The 15,174-nt window shown below is 58.0% G+C and carries 15 protein-coding genes and 1 tRNA gene; 7 read left to right on the forward strand and 9 right to left on the reverse strand.

The genetic code is table 11. The features are described from left to right. Positions 1-185 precede the first annotated feature (185 nt). Complete coding sequence (locus EU556_RS01210) at positions 186-1,166, forward strand: helix-turn-helix transcriptional regulator (RefSeq protein ID WP_135430205.1); 981 nt, start codon at positions 186-188, stop codon at positions 1,164-1,166. Positions 1,167-1,174: 8 nt separating this feature from the next. On the opposite strand, the gene EU556_RS01215 is transcribed toward EU556_RS01210, so the two are convergent. Further along, positions 1,175-1,675: a cupin domain-containing protein gene (locus EU556_RS01215; RefSeq protein ID WP_135430207.1), complete on the reverse strand. Its 501-nt coding sequence runs from the start codon at positions 1,673-1,675 to the stop codon at positions 1,175-1,177. Positions 1,676-1,941: 266 nt separating this feature from the next. On the opposite strand from EU556_RS01215, the gene EU556_RS01220 reads away from it, so the two are divergent. Further along, on the forward strand, positions 1,942-2,883 hold the full coding sequence (locus EU556_RS01220; protein ID WP_135430209.1) for an NAD(P)-dependent alcohol dehydrogenase: 942 nt from the start codon (positions 1,942-1,944) through the stop codon (positions 2,881-2,883). Between the two features lie 91 nt (positions 2,884-2,974). Here the strand turns inward: EU556_RS01220 and EU556_RS01225 are convergent, their stop codons facing one another. The 3 genes from EU556_RS01225 to EU556_RS01235 form a co-directional block, all read right to left on the reverse strand. Then, positions 2,975-3,619, reverse strand: a complete 645-nt coding sequence (locus EU556_RS01225) for a class I SAM-dependent methyltransferase (RefSeq protein ID WP_135430211.1) — start codon at positions 3,617-3,619, stop codon at positions 2,975-2,977. 68 nt (positions 3,620-3,687) lie between these two features. Next, positions 3,688-4,617, reverse strand: a complete 930-nt coding sequence (locus tag EU556_RS01230; RefSeq protein WP_245327356.1) for a DUF6624 domain-containing protein — start codon at positions 4,615-4,617, stop codon at positions 3,688-3,690. 196 nt (positions 4,618-4,813) lie between these two features. Beyond that, on the reverse strand, positions 4,814-5,776 hold the full coding sequence (locus EU556_RS01235) for a ribonucleoside-diphosphate reductase small subunit (RefSeq protein ID WP_135430213.1): 963 nt from the start codon (positions 5,774-5,776) through the stop codon (positions 4,814-4,816). 464 nt (positions 5,777-6,240) lie between these two features. Between EU556_RS01235 and rplU the strand changes: the two genes are divergently transcribed. Together rplU and rpmA are read left to right on the forward strand one after the other, a co-directional pair. After that, positions 6,241-6,546 (forward strand): 50S ribosomal protein L21, encoded by a 306-nt coding sequence (gene rplU / locus EU556_RS01240; RefSeq protein ID WP_135430215.1) that lies wholly within the window; start codon positions 6,241-6,243, stop codon positions 6,544-6,546. 96 nt (positions 6,547-6,642) lie between these two features. Then, positions 6,643-6,960, forward strand: a complete 318-nt coding sequence (gene rpmA, locus EU556_RS01245) for a 50S ribosomal protein L27 (protein ID WP_135430217.1) — start codon at positions 6,643-6,645, stop codon at positions 6,958-6,960. A gap of 82 nt (positions 6,961-7,042) precedes the next feature. On the opposite strand, the gene EU556_RS01250 is transcribed toward rpmA, so the two are convergent. The 4 genes from EU556_RS01250 to hemW form a co-directional block, all read right to left on the reverse strand. After that, positions 7,043-7,810 carry a cyclase family protein gene (locus EU556_RS01250; protein WP_135430219.1) on the reverse strand — a complete coding sequence of 256 codons (768 nt, stop codon included), beginning with the start codon at positions 7,808-7,810 and terminating at the stop codon, positions 7,043-7,045. 10 nt (positions 7,811-7,820) lie between these two features. Next, the gene (locus EU556_RS01255) at positions 7,821-8,498 is read right to left on the reverse strand and encodes an alpha/beta fold hydrolase (protein WP_135430221.1); all 678 of its coding nucleotides are present in this window, start codon (positions 8,496-8,498) and stop codon (positions 7,821-7,823) included. A 107-nt stretch (positions 8,499-8,605) separates the two neighbouring features. Next, complete coding sequence (locus EU556_RS01260) at positions 8,606-9,109, reverse strand: hypothetical protein (protein ID WP_135430223.1); 504 nt, start codon at positions 9,107-9,109, stop codon at positions 8,606-8,608. A 219-nt stretch (positions 9,110-9,328) separates the two neighbouring features. Continuing rightward, positions 9,329-10,471, reverse strand: coding sequence for a radical SAM family heme chaperone HemW (gene hemW / locus EU556_RS01265; protein ID WP_135430225.1), 1,143 nt, complete (start codon positions 10,469-10,471; stop codon positions 9,329-9,331). A 171-nt stretch (positions 10,472-10,642) separates the two neighbouring features. Here hemW and EU556_RS01270 point away from each other — a divergent pair, with 171 nt between their 5' ends. Further along, a complete protein-coding gene (locus EU556_RS01270; protein ID WP_135430227.1) occupies positions 10,643-12,517 on the forward strand; it encodes a BamA/TamA family outer membrane protein in 1,875 nt (624 codons plus the stop codon). Between the two features lie 72 nt (positions 12,518-12,589). On the opposite strand, the gene EU556_RS01275 is transcribed toward EU556_RS01270, so the two are convergent. Continuing rightward, positions 12,590-13,777, reverse strand: a complete 1,188-nt coding sequence (locus tag EU556_RS01275; protein ID WP_135430229.1) for an alpha/beta hydrolase — start codon at positions 13,775-13,777, stop codon at positions 12,590-12,592. A gap of 223 nt (positions 13,778-14,000) precedes the next feature. Between EU556_RS01275 and EU556_RS01280 the strand changes: the two genes are divergently transcribed. Both EU556_RS01280 and EU556_RS01285 read left to right on the forward strand, forming a co-directional pair. Then, a tRNA-Met gene (locus EU556_RS01280) sits at positions 14,001-14,073 on the forward strand. 164 nt (positions 14,074-14,237) lie between these two features. Then, positions 14,238-15,161 (forward strand): pirin family protein, encoded by a 924-nt coding sequence (locus EU556_RS01285; protein WP_135430231.1) that lies wholly within the window; start codon positions 14,238-14,240, stop codon positions 15,159-15,161. Positions 15,162-15,174 lie beyond the last annotated feature (13 nt).

Raw genomic sequence — 15,174 nt, forward strand, 5'->3', positions numbered from 1 at the left:
CGCAAGAACAATTTTAGATCTAGCTCTAATTGCTGTTCTAGGCCAGTCAACCACCCCCAACCCCTCCTCATCTGAGGAGGGGAGCTAGTTCTAGTTTGCTAGCTTCAGCACAGCTACGGATGGGCAAAGGATTCACTTACTTGCTACCTGCCTTTCCCCGATACCTGCTTAGCGCCCTACCCGGCATGACGTTCAGTTTCTTCGCGACGCCCGACTTCGACTTTACCACCCAGTTTGCGCAGTACCTGCAAGTGCCCGTGCACGACGGTCAGGTTAGCTTACCGGACCACCTAGGTCAGGGCTATGTGCGCAAGCTGCAGTTTGGGCTGGATTTCAAGGTGACCATGCACCGCTACGAGCTGCACGAAGACCTCGTCATTCACCGGCAGGCGGCCGGCGGGAGCAGCGACCAGGTGACCATCTTCTTCTACAGCAATGAGCAGCCGCTGGACATTGCCTTCACCAACCATCCGCAGGTACGGTTTTCCCAGCGCGACGACTCGGCCGTGCAGCTTACCTCCAACGACCTGAGTTCCACCATCCGGTTTCCGGCCCGGCACGCGGTGCACTACCTGGTGGTAGCCCTCAAAACGCCCCGCCTGAAGGCGCTGCTGGCCGGTAACGAGCCTCACCCGGTGCTCAGCACCCTTACGGCCGATGGAAGCTCTTTCCTGTTTTTTGATAGCCTGTCGGCCGAAGCCAAGCTGTTGCTTAGGAACATCACGGAGGTAAACCAGCACGACGGTCTAAGCCATTTCTATACCCAGGTAAAGGTGCAGGAGCTGCTGTACCTGGTGTTTCGCAAGCTGATGCTGCGCGAATCGGCTCCGCACCAGCCCATCAATAGTGCCGACGCCGAACGGCTCCTGCGGGTGCACAACCAGTTGCTCACTGACCTGAGCACCCCGCCCGTACTACGTGAACTGGCCCAGCAGGCGGCCATGAGCGAAACCAAGCTCAAGCAGCTCTTCAAGCAAACCTTCGGTAGCTCGGTGTACACGTATTTCCAGCAGGCTCGCATGAAGGAAGCCGCTTTCCTGCTGAAGCAGGGCCAGCACTCGGTGGCCGAGGTGGGCTACGAGTTGGGCTTCTCCAACCTGAGCCATTTCAGTCGGTTGTTTGAGAAGCACTACGGCCTTCACCCCAAGCGCTACTCGCAGTCGTAGAGGGGGCGCTAGCCGAGGTAGTTAGGCGGAAACACCTGCTGCCCGTACTCCTGGGCCAGGGCCTGAATGCGCTGAATGGCTTCCGGAGTAAGCACCGGCGGCGGCAGAAACTGGCCTACGGCTACCGGCTCACCAATCTGCTGGAAAAACTCGTCTAGGCCAGCTGGCACCACCGTGCACAGCAGTCGGGCGGGCTGCGTGCTCTTGTTTTTGAAGCCGTGCACCACCCCGCCCTTCGGAATGCGGATGAATGAGCCGGCGGTGGCTAGGTGCGTGCCATACTCCGATTTGACTTCCACTTCACCTTCCATTACAAAGAAGGTTTCCTCAATGTCGGCGTGAGCGTGGGGGCCGGGGCCACCGCCGGGGGGCACCAGCATCTCAATGGTGGCGTAGGCGCCGGCCGTGTCGTGGCTGCTGGTCAGAATGCGGTAGTTGCTGCCCATTACGGCCAGGGTGCGGCCCTGCTGGGGTCCCAGGATGGTGGGAGCTTGCGTGTGCTTGTCCATGGTAGTTGTCTGAAAGTGTGTTGCAAAGGTGGCCTAGCCTGCTCTCCAGGGCTACTCCAAAACGGCGCAAAAACAGTCCGATACGGTGAGGCATCCAGGCTGCCGTATCGGACTGTTTTTGCGCCGTTTTGCGCTAGTACTCGGGGCAGTCACAGCCCCACCTTTGTCATGCAACCAGCCACCCCGCAGTAGCCAGCCATTGGGTAGGCCACTACAGACGAAACGCGGGCTTAGCTGATTGCGGCATTCACTTAAAATCAACCCCCATGCGTAAAGTACTGTACGACCGGTTCGGCGACGAACAGGTTCTGGAGGTGCGCGAGCAGCCCGCCCCCACCATCAGCCAAAACCAATTGCTGATTCAGGTAAAAGCCGCTTCTATCAACCCCTTAGACTGGAAAATCTACCATGGCGAGATGAAGCTGCTGTCGGGGTCATCGTTCCCTAAAGGCGTCGGCATCGACTTCGCCGGCATTGTGTCGCAGGTGGGCTCCGGCGTCACGCGCTACCGGCCCGGCGATGCCGTGTTTGGCTTCCTGGAGGTATTTAAAGGTGGTGCTCTGGCCGATTACGTGGTGGTCACGGAGGAAGCCATTGCTCACAAACCGGCCAACATTTCCTTCGACCAGGCGGCGGCCCTGCCGGTGACTGGCCTAGCCGCCCTGCAAATCGTTGATCAGCTGGCGGGCGTGAGGCAAGGCCACGAGGTGCTCATCAACGGGGCCACGGGTGGCGTAGGCCTGTTTGCCATTCAGCTGGCCAAGCAGCGCGGCGCCCGCGTAACGGCCGTGGCTGGTCCGGCGGGGCTGGGGCAAGCCACCCAACTGGGTGCCGATTCGGTAATAGATTACACCAAGCAACGCATTGGCGAACTGCCGCAACGGTTCGACGCCATCATTGACATGTCAGACAAACTCAGTTTTACCGCGGCCCAGCAACTGCTGAAGCCTCGGGCCACGTTTGTGAGCATGCTGCCCTCGCCGCTGGGGCTGGCCAGGGCCTTTTTCCACAACTTGTTCTCGGGTCAGAAACACCAAATTCTCATTCTGAAGCCCAGCGCCACTGGCCTACGCACGTTGGCCGCGCTGGCTGAGGGTGGGCTGCAAATTCCGGTGGAGAAAGTGTATGACTTGGCCAATATCCGGCAGGCCTACCAGGAAACCAGCCAAGGCCAGGTGAAGGGCAAGGCCGTGGTGGTGCTCGATTGAAGGACTAGCAACGAGGTTTTGCCCGTTCGCCAAATGGTGAGATATGGCACGTAGCTCTTGAGGCCGCGAGAAAAGGATACGATAGGCCGATTTATCTCTTTTGGGCTACCAGCTTCACCAGGCGGTGAGTTTCCAGTGAGAAATCGGCTATGTCCATGGGCTCCTCGTAGCGCAGTATCCGGAACCCCGCCTCCGCGTAGACGTTCTTGAGCTCATCGGTGGCAAACCCAAGCGTCTGGCCTGGCTTGCCGGGGCGCACCCGGTTGATATCGGCATGGAAGTTCTCGAAGACTACTAGGCCACCTGGTTTGAGCGCAGCCTGCACTTGGGCTACGTGGGTGCTTTCATCGGCGTAAGCCAGCACTATCAGGTCCCAGTAGTTGGTGCCCCAGTCGTATTGCGTAGCATCAGCCTCCACGGTGTTGAGTTGCAGCCCTAGTTGCTGCGCCTGCTGCTGCGCGAGGTGTAGGGCCTGCTCCGCTATATCCACGCCCGTCACGTGCCAGCCCAGCTGAGCTAGGTATAAGGCGTTGCGACCTTCTCCCATGTGCATATCCAGGGCCAACCCCGCGGACATGTGGCCTACGGTTTCTATTAACAGCGCATTGGGTTGGGAGTTAAAGCGAGTACTACGCCAAGCAGGGTCTGTAAATGCACGATTCCAGCGCACGCGCTGCTCCTGCACTTCGTCGGCAGACGGAGTTACTGCGGCTTTATGCTGCGGTGAGAGTTTCATTGAGTACAGCAATGCGGTGAAACAGCTACACCAAAGGCTGAGCAGTGCACCGTACTGGCCTAGCGTGCTTACTTCACTGGGCCTTTATACTCCAACCCAAAGCGCTTGGCATAGCTGGCCAGCGGCTCCATACCAATGGCGGCGCGGCGTTCATCTACGTGGGCTTCGTCTTCGATGGGCGAGAAAACGGTTTTGCCGGTTGCGGCGTCGGTGTGGAGCTGGCTGCCGTAGATCTGGGGCTTGCCCTGCCCAATCAGGATTCGGTCTTGCAGCAGCGCCAGCGCCGACTTTGATAGGTCGCCGCGCTCGGCGGCCTGCTTGGCCATGGGGAAGTACTTCTGCTGCGTAGCCAAGTCAGAGTGCTGAATCACGAGGAACACCGTAGTGGTACCCGTATTCCCGACCTCCGACTTCTTAGGCCACCCGTGCGTGTCGAGCAGTTTGGTGATGCGCTGCAGGTTGCGGGCGTCCGTGGCCTCAATCTCCTTCCAAAGCGCCGTCATCTCCGGCGACTTCATGCCGTATTGCTTCTCGATGGCCTCGTACTTCAGGCGCCCACCTTGGTCGGAGGCGTAGATGGAGTCGAGCTGCTGCTTCAGGGGCTTGTTGTAGTTGGCTTCCACTTTAGCCACGGCCGCTTCCAGCTTCGCTAGCATGGGCTGCCAGCGCTTGTCGGCGTGCAGGGTAGTTAGGTCGGTGTCTTGCTTCACGTGGGCCACGTTTTCCCAGCCGGCTGTGGTGGCTTTGTCGAGGTACTGGAAAGCTTTGGTGGCGTCGCCGGCCAAGGCCCAGCTGCAGGCCGCGTTGTAGAGGTCGGTGCTGGTGGGCTGGGCTTTGGCTTGCTTAAATGCCTGGTCATAGAGCTCCCCGGAACTCTTATAGCTCTTGGCCGCATAAGCATCTGCCGCCTGCTGGTTGAGCTTCCGGAACTCGCTTTGGGCAAAGGTGAGGCTGCTGCTCAGTAGAAGAGCCGCCAGTAGGGTAGTGGCCTTTTTCATAGGGTAATGGATGTATAAGCTGTTGAAATAAATGGCAGGTTGTCAAATTTTTAACTAGCCGCTGCAGTGAGCCGCCCTGGCAATAATACGATTTTGCTATAAACGCGAAAGGGGGCGCCAATCGTATGATTAGCGCCCCCTGGTATAGGTTGCATCAAGCAGTGTCCTAGGCCACTCTTACTATGCAGCTAGCCGATTAAAAGTCCTCGTCGAGGGAGAAAGCGTTTGAAGTCCGCTCGCTCATTACGCCGGCCTTCTGGTACTCACCCACCCGCTTCTCGAAGAAGTTGGTTTTGCCCTGCAGCGAAATCATTTCCATGAAGTCGAAGGGGTTGGTAGAGCCATAAATTTTGCTGTAGCCCAGGGCATCCAGCAGGCGGTCGGCCACAAACTCAATGTACTGCGACATCAGCTGGGCATTCATGCCGATCAGGTTCACGGGCAGCGCGTCGGTTACGAACTCCTGCTCTATGGTCACCGCGTCGCGGATGATTTCGTGCACACGAGACTCGGGTAACTTATTCTGCAGGTGGTCTTTGTAGAGCAGGCAGGCGAAGTCGCAGTGCAGCCCTTCGTCGCGGGAGATAAGCTCATTCGAGAAGGTCAGGCCGGGCATCAGGCCGCGCTTCTTCAGCCAGAAGATCGAGCAGAACGAGCCAGAGAAGAAGATGCCTTCTACAGCGGCAAAGGCAATCAGGCGCTCGGTGAAGTTCTCCGAGTTGATCCACTTGATGGCCCACTCACCCTTCTTGGCCACGGCCGGTACGGTCTCCAGAGCGTTGAAGAGGTAGTCTTTCTGCTTGGGGTCTTTGATGTAGGTGTCAATCAGCAGGGAGTAGGTCTCCGAGTGAATGTTTTCCATCATCACCTGGAAGCCGTAGAAGCAGCGGGCCTCAGCCATCTGCACTTCCTGCATGAAGTTTACGGCCAGGTTCTCGTTCACGATGCCATCGGAGGCCGCGAAGAAAGCCAGTACGTGCGAGATGAAGTGACGCTCGCCGTCGTTGAGGTTTTCCCAGTCCTTCTGGTCCTGGGAGAGGTCAATTTCCTCGGCCGTCCAGAAAGAGGCCTCGGCCTTCTTGTACATCTGCCACACATCATTGTGCTGGATTGGGAAGAGGACGAAGCGGTTGGGGTTCTCGGTGAGCAGAGGTTCCATGGCAGCAGGATAGAATGTGAGTAGTGGTAGCAACGCCCGCCAGCGAGGGGGCGGGTCTCTAACTCTGGTCCCGCCGGGTTTGTTCACAACAATTGCCAGAAAGGCGGGCGAGTCAGGGAGCCAAAGATAACCCTCACTTTTGGGAAGGTCGGCTCGGCAGTAGCGTTTTTTCTGTGTTAATTTTTGTGTATGCTACTAGGCCCCTGCCGGTTGTGCGCACCTGTCCGGAGTGCCACCGGATCCTGGAATAAGTCCAGCTTTATAAAAGTTATCCACATTCTGTGTGTGGACAATGTTGGTTATCCACAAAACTGCTATTCGCGTATGCGCTGGCGCGTTCCTGCATATAGGCCTACTAGAGCTCAGGAAGGCAGGGGCAATGATGTTTAATGAGTTAGGGTTTGGATTTGTAAAATCATCCTTCTACTTTTGCCTTCCATTTTTCAGAAACCGCGAAGACGCCGATGTACGCAATTGTCAACATAGCCGGGAAGCAGACCAAGGTCGAAGCCAATAAATTTGTATACGCCCACAAGCTGGCTGGCAACGTCGGCGACAGCGTAGAGCTGGGCAAAGCCCTCCTCACCGATGATAACGGAACCGTTACCATTGGAGCTCCGCTGCTGGACGTAACTGTAACCGGAACCATTCTGGCCCACGTAAAGGGTGATAAAGTTCTGGTGTTCAAGAAGAAGCGCCGTAAGGGCTACAAGAAGCTGAACGGTCACCGTCAGCAGTTCACCAAAGTAATGATCAACACTATTGGGTAATTGAGTTGCCTGTTTTGCGTTGCCAGTGGCCAGTTCAGTAGAATTCGGCTTTGATCCTGGCAGCCGGCAACCCTCTACTCTCAACTCAACAATACCATGGCACACAAGAAAGGCGTAGGTAGCTCCAACAACGGTCGTGAATCGCATTCCAAGCGTCTCGGCGTGAAAATTTTCGGTGGTCAAGGCATCATCGCCGGCAACATCATCGTTCGTCAGCGTGGCACGAAGCACCACCCCGGTCAGAACGTGGGTATCGGTAAAGACCACACCCTGTTCGCGATGATCGACGGCACGGTGCAGTTCCGCAAGGGCCGCAAAGACCGTTCGTTCGTATCGGTAGTTCCCGCTGTAGTTGACGCCGCTGAGGTTTCTACTTCCGCTACTGCCTCTGCTGAAGCGCACGACAACGCGTAACTCTCGGTAACTCCGGAGTTAGAGATATAGAAAAGGGACTGCTCGAGAGGGCAGTCCCTTTTTGCGTTCGACTGGCCTAGCGTTAAGTTATCGCATACAGCACCGGTTTACTGGGGCTGGCATCTAGCTCTAGGCTGGTGACTTGCAGGTTTAGTAGGTAAAGGCCGTCCTCTACCTCGTCGGGCACGAAGATGAGTTCGGTGATGGTGGCTGCGTGGCGCGTGGCGTGGGGGTACTGCCAGAAGCCGTGGTGGGCTAGTAGCTCTCCGTCGTCCTCTTCACGGTCTACGCTGGGCAGGTCGAGGAGCAAGTGTTCAATGTGCTGCTCCGCTAGGTACTGGCCTAGAGCTGGCTCTAGGTAGGTAGGATTCGTGCCGGAGTACTGGCGGGTGCGCTTGGCCTTGTGGTTAGGCAGGGTGCGCAGAATAATAGCTTCGGGGCGAATAGTCGCATCGGGTCCGCCTTCCAACTCGCGCCGAAAATCGTTTAGCATCACCACTTGGTCGCCTTTGGGCTGGGGGCGGGGCTGCACCGAAACCAAACGGGCAACGAATAGAAACCGGCGCAGGCAGCGGTTGAGGGTGGCGTGTGGCTCAGCGGAGATGTGACCGTAGCATTCGGTGTGGGTGCCGTTGCCGTGGGGCGTTACGTGTACGCGCTTGTAGTTAGTGCTGCCGCCTTCCGCCACGCTACCCACAAAGTTGCCTACCCGTATCACATCAAACTGCACTGGCTCGGCCCAAAAACAGTTGACTTGATTTTCGCCCGGCGCCAAGGGCAGGGAAATATCCAAGGGAGCATTGGGGTTGAAGGAAAACGTGCGGCCCTGGTAGGGGTAAGTAGCAAACATACAATAGGTATTAAACAGCGTTTGGCTGAGATGCCGCCACTACGTTGGTCTGCTCAGCCGCCAGTTTATTCAGGATTTCGGCAATTTCTGGGGCGTGGCTGATAACCATAAAGTGGCCGCCACCCCGGATGAGGTACTCAATGGGCGTGGGGCCGGGCGGGAATACTCGGTCATGGGTGCCCAGAATCTGGGTGCTGGAGCCGGCAGTGGTGCTGTCCCAATGCAGTAGGCGGTCGATGGCCCACTTGGTGTACACGGGCTCCATGTCGCGCAGAATTTCCTTAAACAGTGGGTACTCCTTGTTCTTCACCCCGAAGTACCATTGCCCAGCCCGCGGGAACAGCTTCAGCATCTGGGGCGGCACCAGGTGGTACACGCCCGTTGCCCTAATCAGGCGTAGCAGCGGCGGTAGGCAGCTGGAATCGGGGATGCTGGAAATAAGCACCGTGCGCAGCTCCGGCCGCATCCGTGTAATTTCCAACGCCACCATTCCCCCAAATGACACGCCCACCAGCAACCCCAACTGGCCTAGCGGAATCTTGGCAGACATCCGAGCCGCATAATGCGGCAGGGTTTCATCCGGCTCAGGGGTAAGCCACTGCACCACCTGATTCTCATGCTGTAGCAGCGGCTGCAGGTTCCGGAAAATCCGCTCGTCGGCCCCAAGGCCCGGAATGAGGTAGATCATTGAAGAATGAATGAGTGGAGTGAATGAGTGAAACGGCTTTATTAGTGGCCTAGCCTACATGGGTAAAAGGCTGACTTACTCATGTATTCTCCTCACTCATTCACCACTTAGGGTTCGATGCGCAGGAATACTCCTTCCAGGTAAAAGATGTTGTGGGGTTGATCGGATTCGTATTCTTCGGGGTCTTCGGTTTCAGCGTTCAAGCTGATGTCAAAGGTTTCGTCGTCCTCTTCGCCGTCTTCGTTCTCGTCCTCGTCACCAAAGGGGCCATCGGCGGGGTAGGTGCAGGAGAGCTTAAGGGCCACGTTGGGCAGCGGTACGGGTTGGCTTTCCTCGCTGCTGTATTCGAGTAGGCAGGGCCATTCCGTAACGGTGGCGAGGGCGTCGGCCACGTCCTCCTGGATGGCCTCGGCGCGGGGGCCCGCCAACCGAATCAGCAGGTCAAGCTGCTGAAAGGGAAGGCCTAAGTGAAAGAAGTGAAGTTCCTGATCAAAAAAGGTGGTGGCCCAGATAGTTACGTCGTCGGATGTGTCAAAAACAATAGCCGTAATCTGCACCTGCTCGATGAAGAAGTCGGTATCGTCGGCAAGGGCATCAATAAGTCTTCTCATACCAGCACTAGAGTTGCAACATACACTAAAGTTCAGCCCCAATTTGGGTGCAACAACCCCGCGCCCACTGGGCAGCTAGCGTGCTATTGCCCGAAATGGGAAAGGGAAATTAGGACTTTTGGCGCGGCAACTAGGGTTTAATCCAGTAAAAATGCGGGAGCCAGCCCTAAGTACCTGAGTAGCCGCGCGCTATTTGCAAAGCTCGACTGTGCACCGTTCCTACTCTTCTTCCTGAAATAACTCCAACGTAATCTGGTCGGCCAGCAGCTTGCCTTGGTCAGTGAGGACGAGTACGTGCTGGGGGCTAAGCGTGGCCCAGCCGGCGTGTTGCAGCTCCTGCAGATAGGTGGCCCGCGGGCCCAGCAGGTCTACGCCTAGAGCGTCGCGGAGGTGGCCTAAGTCGCAGCCCTGAGCGGTGCGTAAGCTGGTCATCAGGTACTCATTGGCACGGTCGGTGGCGGAAAGGTGCTCCACGGTGGCGGGTACCTCGGCGCGCTCTAGCACGGCCTGCACGTACTGGGGGTTATTGGCAACGGTGTACTGACGAGTGATTCCGTTGAAGGAGTGGGCGCTAGGGCCTAGGCCTAGGTAGGGCACCCCGCGCCAGTACGCTGAGTTGTGGCGCGACTCGCGGCCGGGCTGGCAGAAGTTACTGATTTCGTACTGCTGATAGCCGTGGCGGCTGATTTCCTGGAGCAGGCGCTCAAACTGGTGGGCCACAAACTCCTCGGGCGCCGCCAGAAACTTGCCCTTCTTCAGCTGCCGCCCAAATACCGTATCGGGCTCAATGGTGAGGGCATAGCAGGAAAGGTGAGGCACGCCCAACCCAAAGGCAATTTCCATATCCCGCTCCCAAATGCCGTGGCCCTCGGCGGGCACTCCGTAAATCAGGTCTACGGAAATGTTCTCGAAGCCCGCGTCCTGAGCCAGCTCCACGCAGACCCGCGACTCCTCAGCGGAGTGGGCCCGATTCATCATGCGCAGGTGCGGCTCGTGGAAGGTCTGCAGGCCGATGCTCAGGCGGTTGATAGGTGAGGCGGCCAACTCTCGCAGCTTGAGCGCCGTGAGGTCGTCGGGGTTAGCCTCTAGGGTTATTTCCGCATTCGGGGCCACCGCGAAGTTGCGGTGGATGGCTTCGAAAATAGTATTGAGCTCAGCCTCCGTGAGCAGGGAAGGAGTGCCGCCGCCGAAGTAAATCGTGTTGAGTTGGGGAGACTGGCCTAGATAGTCACGACGCAGCTCCATCTCCCGCACTAAGGCTTCCACAAAACGGCTTTTCAGCGCCATGGAGGTGCTGAAATGAAAGTCGCAGTAGTGGCAGGCTTGTTTGCAGAAGGGAATATGAAGGTAGAGGCCGGACATGAGTGGAAGCAGCAAAAGAGTGGCCTAGCGGTGCGGTAGACGCTATCCTAACAGGGTAAGGCCGAACAAGGTGCGCCGGGGAAAATACTCCGGCAGGCGAAAAAGAAAGCCGACCATACTCTGGCGTACTTTCGGGAAATTAAAAGCGCGTTTTTGCGTTTCAGTTCCCAAATGTACGCCCGCCTTTTCTTTCTTGGCCTGCTAAGCTGGTGGCTATTAAGTGGCCTGGCAACGGCGCGCGCGCAAACCAGCCCAAACACTCTGGCGCAACCTGCCCTGCAAACGCCGCCGGCTCCCGCTAGGCCAGTCCAGCGGCCCGACTCGGTGGCGCAGCGGCGGGTGCTGCCCGCCCGGCGGCCCGTAGCGCTGGCCCTGCAAGTAGAAGCCGCCGACCTGCCCGTGGTACGGCGCTACCGCTACCGGCGGGTGCTGCCCGACTCTGCGGCCGCCGTGCGCGAGTTGCGGGAGTTGGTGCTGGCCCTGCAGGGTGATGCCTACCTCACGGCCTCGGCCGATGAACAGCGCTGGGGCCACGACTCTCTGCGGGTGCGCCTGTACGTGGGTGAGAAGTTTCAGTGGGCCCAATTGCGCAATGGCAACCTCGGCGACGGGCTGATGACGCGGGCCGGCTACCGCGAAAAGCTGTATCGGGGGCAGCCGTTTCAGCCCAAAGAGTGGGCGCAGCTGCAAGAGCGCATTCTGCACGAAGCCGAGAACCAGGGGTTTCCCTTCGCTACCGTTACCCTCGACTCGTTGGAGCTGAACGGGGCAGAAGTAGCGGGCCGCGTGGTGCTGCAGCGGGGTCCGGCGGTAGTATTTGACTCCCTCCAGATTGTGGGCAAAACCAAAACCCGGGTGGGCTTCCTGACGCGCTACCTGCAGATATTTCCGGGGCAGCCTTACAGCCAGCAGAAGATACAAGAGGCAGCGCGGCGGCTCCGGCAGTTGCCTTACCTGCAGCTACGGGCTGAGCCCGAAGTGCGGTTTGCCCTGGGCAAGGCACGGGTGTACCTGTTGCTCGAAGATCGGGCCTCCAGCCAGTTTGATGCTATTGTGGGCGTGCTACCCAATGCCAACCCCGGCGTAGGCCAGAAGAAAGTTCAGATTACGGGCGACGTCACCCTGAACCTGCGCAACATCAAGGGCGGCGGCAAAGGCATCGGCATCCAGTGGCGTAAACTCGATGCTACCTCCCAGCTACTCGATGCCCAATATGTGCACCCCAGCTTTTTCGGGACGCCGCTGGAAGTAGGCGGCACGTTTAATCTACTCAAACAAAACGAGCAGTTTCTGACTGTGCGGCCCCGCCTGCAGGTTACGTACCCCACGGCGCACGCCGGGCGGGTATCCTTTTTCACCGAGCGCCGCAGCTCCCGCCTGCTAGGCGACTCCACCGCGTTGTCCGTGTACACCACTAGCCTCCCAGAGAACATCGACTCCGAGTTCAACTCCTACGGCGTCGATTATGCTTGGAATACCCTCGACGACCCGTACCTACCGCGGCGCGGAATCCTAGCCAGTGGACAAGGGGCCGTGGGTACTAAACGCATCAACCGTAACCCCGATTTACGGGAGCAGTTGTACCAAACAGTGCCATTACGCTCTACCCAAATCAGTTTGGGTGGACGCGTGGAGCGCTACTTCCGGATGGGCCGCAATGGGATGCTGTTTACGCGGGTGCGCGGCGAGGCTCTGCTCAATCAGCGGCTGTTTCTAAACGATCTGTTTCGGTTGGGTGGCCTAGCCACGTTGCGCGGTTTCAATGAACTGAACTTCTACGCCAGCCAGTATGCCGTGGGCACCGCCGAATTTCGGCAATTCACCGGCCCCGATTCCTACGTGTTCGTCTTCGCCGATCAGGCCTGGCTGCGGCGCGACATCACCACCGAAACCTCCCACGATACGCCGACTGGCCTAGGGGCCGGTCTTAGCTTCCGAACCCCGGCTGGGCAGTTTCAGTTTGTGTACGCCCTGGGCCGCGACCAACAGCAAAAGTTTGCCCTGGGCTCCGGTAAGATTCACTTCGGCATCACCAACCGGTTCTAACAGTTTGTTGCCTATAAAATGAAAAAGCCCTGACATCAGAGTGCCAGGGCTTTTTATACAACTTGATAAAGGCTATTGAGCCGCCAGAGCTTTCTTCAGTTCACCGGCTGCTAACTCTTCCGCCTGCATAGCTTCCGGAATAATAGCACCCATCCCGAAGAACTCGTGGGTTACGTTGTCATACAGTTGGTACTTCACTGGGACCCCAGCCGCTTGCAGTTTATCGGCGTACGCCTTGCCTTCACTCATCAGCGGGTCGATGCCAGCTCCAATAACAGTGGCAGGAGCCAAGCCCTTCACGTTAGGGGCCGTTACCAGTGAAATCAGCGGGCTTTTGCCATCAGCGGGCGTGCGCAAATATTTATCAAAGAACCAGGCCATGAAGGGTTTGCTCAGGGGCTTGGCGTTGGCGTTCTTCTGGTAAGAAGGAGTGTTCAGGTCGTAGCCAGCAATGGGATATACCAGCAGCTGATGCTTGGGCTGCATGGCACCTTTGTCGCGGGCCATCATGCAAACGGCCGCCGCTAGGTTGCCGCCAGCGCTTTCGCCGGCTACGGCTACCCGTTTAGGGTCACCCTTGATGGAAGCAGCATTCTTTAGCACCCATTGGTAAGCGGTAAACGCATCGTTGTGGGCCGTGGGAAATTTGTTTTCGGGAGCCTGCCGGTAGGCCACCGACACGAAGATGGCCCCGCTTTTCTCGGCCAAGGCCCGCACTGACGAGTCGTAGGTATCGAGGTTAGCAATTACCCAGCCGCCGCCATGGTAATACACCACTACGGGCAGCGGTCCGGTTGCACCCTGGGGGGTATAAATGCGCGCTTTCAGGCCGGGAGCCATCACCTTGCTCATGGTATCCAGCTTGGATGGGGGAGCCTGCACGTGGAAGTCGGCCATAACGGCCATAGCGGCATCCGCCGCAGATGGGGCTTTACGCACCTCGGCAACGGGCAGCTTTTCAGGTGGTGTTGGGCCTTGCAGCTTCTCCAGCTTTTCAATCACCGTTTGCATCTGGGGGCTGATGTTGGGCGCCCAGGCCGGAGCAGGACCCGCTGGCTTAATAGCGTCGGGGGTATTGGTAGCAGTGGAAGAAGCGGAAGTGTCAGCAGGAGTCGTCTCGGAGCTGGTCGTGCTGGTGGCCGTTTCAGATTCGGACTTCGGCGAGGAATTGCAAGCCGTCAGCGACAGGCCTAGGGCCAGTGCCGGAACTGCCCACCGCAGCGAGGGCAGGGCAGTGGAGAAGGAGAGAGGGGAGTTCATAGAGTTTCGGTGTGGTAGTGGTAGATAGTAAGCTGAAGTATTCTACGGGCGCGGATATTGTGGCGGTGGACAAAGGCCAAAATCCTATACTCAACCCTTAAGCGAATAATGTGTCGATAAATTTTTGTGCTGATAATCAGGCAGAAGCAGGCTTGTGTTAAGTATTTGTAACCAAGGGGTGTGCTTTTCCGAAAAACCCTACTACATTTGCATCACCAAACAGTGCGGGGTGGAGCAGTTGGTAGCTCGTTGGGCTCATAACCCAAAGGTCACTGGTTCGAGTCCAGTCCCCGCTACCTACACGACCCGGTTGCCATTACGGCAGCCGGGTCGTTTCTTTTATAGGCGTTTCTGGAGCTGTGACTCGGGTACTTGGTAGCCACCGGTCAGCGTAGGCCACTTGGTGTCAATGCAAGGGGTAATCTGTACTTTAGGTACGCTAACTCCTGCTAAATCGCCCATGCTCGACCTGGTAATTGACGCCCGCCCGGCTGACTTGGGCAATGGCTTTGGGGTAAAACGCATTCTGCCCTATCGGCTGCGGCGCATGCTCGGGCCGTTTATCTTCATGGACCACGCCGGGCCCGTGCAGGTAGCCCCGGAGCTGATACCAGCCCTGGACGTATTGCCCCACCCTCACATTGGCTTCTCTACGGTCAGCTACCTGTTTGGCGGGCAAGTAACCCACCGCGACAGTCTGGGCGTGGAGCAGATTATCCGGCCAGGCGAGGTAAACTGGATGACGGCTGGCAGCGGTATTGCTCACTCTGAGCGGTTTGAGGATCCAGCGGCCCTGGCTGGGGGCACCCTAGAAATGCTCCAGACCTGGGTAGCCCTGCCCGAAGCGGATGAGGAAAGTGCCCCCACTTTTACTAACTACCAACCCCACGAACTGCCCATCTTTACTGACCAAGGCGTGTGGATGCGCCTTATCGCGGGCGACGCCTTCGGGCTGCACAACGCCGTGAAAACGCACTCGCCGCTGTTTTACCTGCACGTGGTACTGCAAGCTGGCGCCCGGTTTGGCTTGCCTCGGGGCTACCCCGAGCGGGGCGTTTACATTGCAAAAGGCAATTTGGAAGTAGGAGGCCGCACTTACGGGGCCGGACAGCTGCTAGTCTTCACACCAGGCATCGACCCAGTACTGGTGGCCCCGGAAGCTACTACCCTAATGCTGCTGGGCGGCGAGCCTCTGGGTGAGCGGTTTATTTGGTGGAATTTTGTGTCGTCGAGGCGCGAGCGAATTGAGCAGGCTAAGGCCGACTGGCAGGCGGGCCGGATTGTGCTACCTCCGAACGACAACCATGAGTTCGTGCCCTTGCCCCAAGATCGTACTCGGCCAGCCGGGTCGGGCGGTTCTCCTCCACCCCAGGCCTTGTCCTGACTTGGCGTGGGAC

This window comes from Hymenobacter fodinae (genome assembly GCF_004745825.1).
Taxonomy (GTDB): Bacteria; Bacteroidota; Bacteroidia; order Cytophagales; family Hymenobacteraceae; genus Hymenobacter; species Hymenobacter fodinae.

Coding starts and splice junctions, on each gene's coding strand:
- EU556_RS01210 (WP_135430205.1), top strand. CDS start 186: ATGACGTTCAGTTTCTTCGCGACGCCCGACTTCGACTTTACCACCCAG.
- EU556_RS01215 (WP_135430207.1), bottom strand. CDS start 1,675: ATGGACAAGCACACGCAAGCTCCCACCATCCTGGGACCCCAGCAGGGC.
- EU556_RS01220 (WP_135430209.1), top strand. CDS start 1,942: ATGCGTAAAGTACTGTACGACCGGTTCGGCGACGAACAGGTTCTGGAG.
- EU556_RS01225 (WP_135430211.1), bottom strand. CDS start 3,619: ATGAAACTCTCACCGCAGCATAAAGCCGCAGTAACTCCGTCTGCCGAC.
- EU556_RS01230 (WP_245327356.1), bottom strand. CDS start 4,617: ATGAAAAAGGCCACTACCCTACTGGCGGCTCTTCTACTGAGCAGCAGC.
- EU556_RS01235 (WP_135430213.1), bottom strand. CDS start 5,776: ATGGAACCTCTGCTCACCGAGAACCCCAACCGCTTCGTCCTCTTCCCA.
- rplU (WP_135430215.1), top strand. CDS start 6,241: ATGTACGCAATTGTCAACATAGCCGGGAAGCAGACCAAGGTCGAAGCC.
- rpmA (WP_135430217.1), top strand. CDS start 6,643: ATGGCACACAAGAAAGGCGTAGGTAGCTCCAACAACGGTCGTGAATCG.
- EU556_RS01250 (WP_135430219.1), bottom strand. CDS start 7,810: ATGTTTGCTACTTACCCCTACCAGGGCCGCACGTTTTCCTTCAACCCC.
- EU556_RS01255 (WP_135430221.1), bottom strand. CDS start 8,498: ATGATCTACCTCATTCCGGGCCTTGGGGCCGACGAGCGGATTTTCCGG.
- EU556_RS01260 (WP_135430223.1), bottom strand. CDS start 9,109: ATGAGAAGACTTATTGATGCCCTTGCCGACGATACCGACTTCTTCATC.
- hemW (WP_135430225.1), bottom strand. CDS start 10,471: ATGTCCGGCCTCTACCTTCATATTCCCTTCTGCAAACAAGCCTGCCAC.
- EU556_RS01270 (WP_135430227.1), top strand. CDS start 10,643: ATGTACGCCCGCCTTTTCTTTCTTGGCCTGCTAAGCTGGTGGCTATTA.
- EU556_RS01275 (WP_135430229.1), bottom strand. CDS start 13,777: ATGAACTCCCCTCTCTCCTTCTCCACTGCCCTGCCCTCGCTGCGGTGG.
- EU556_RS01285 (WP_135430231.1), top strand. CDS start 14,238: ATGCTCGACCTGGTAATTGACGCCCGCCCGGCTGACTTGGGCAATGGC.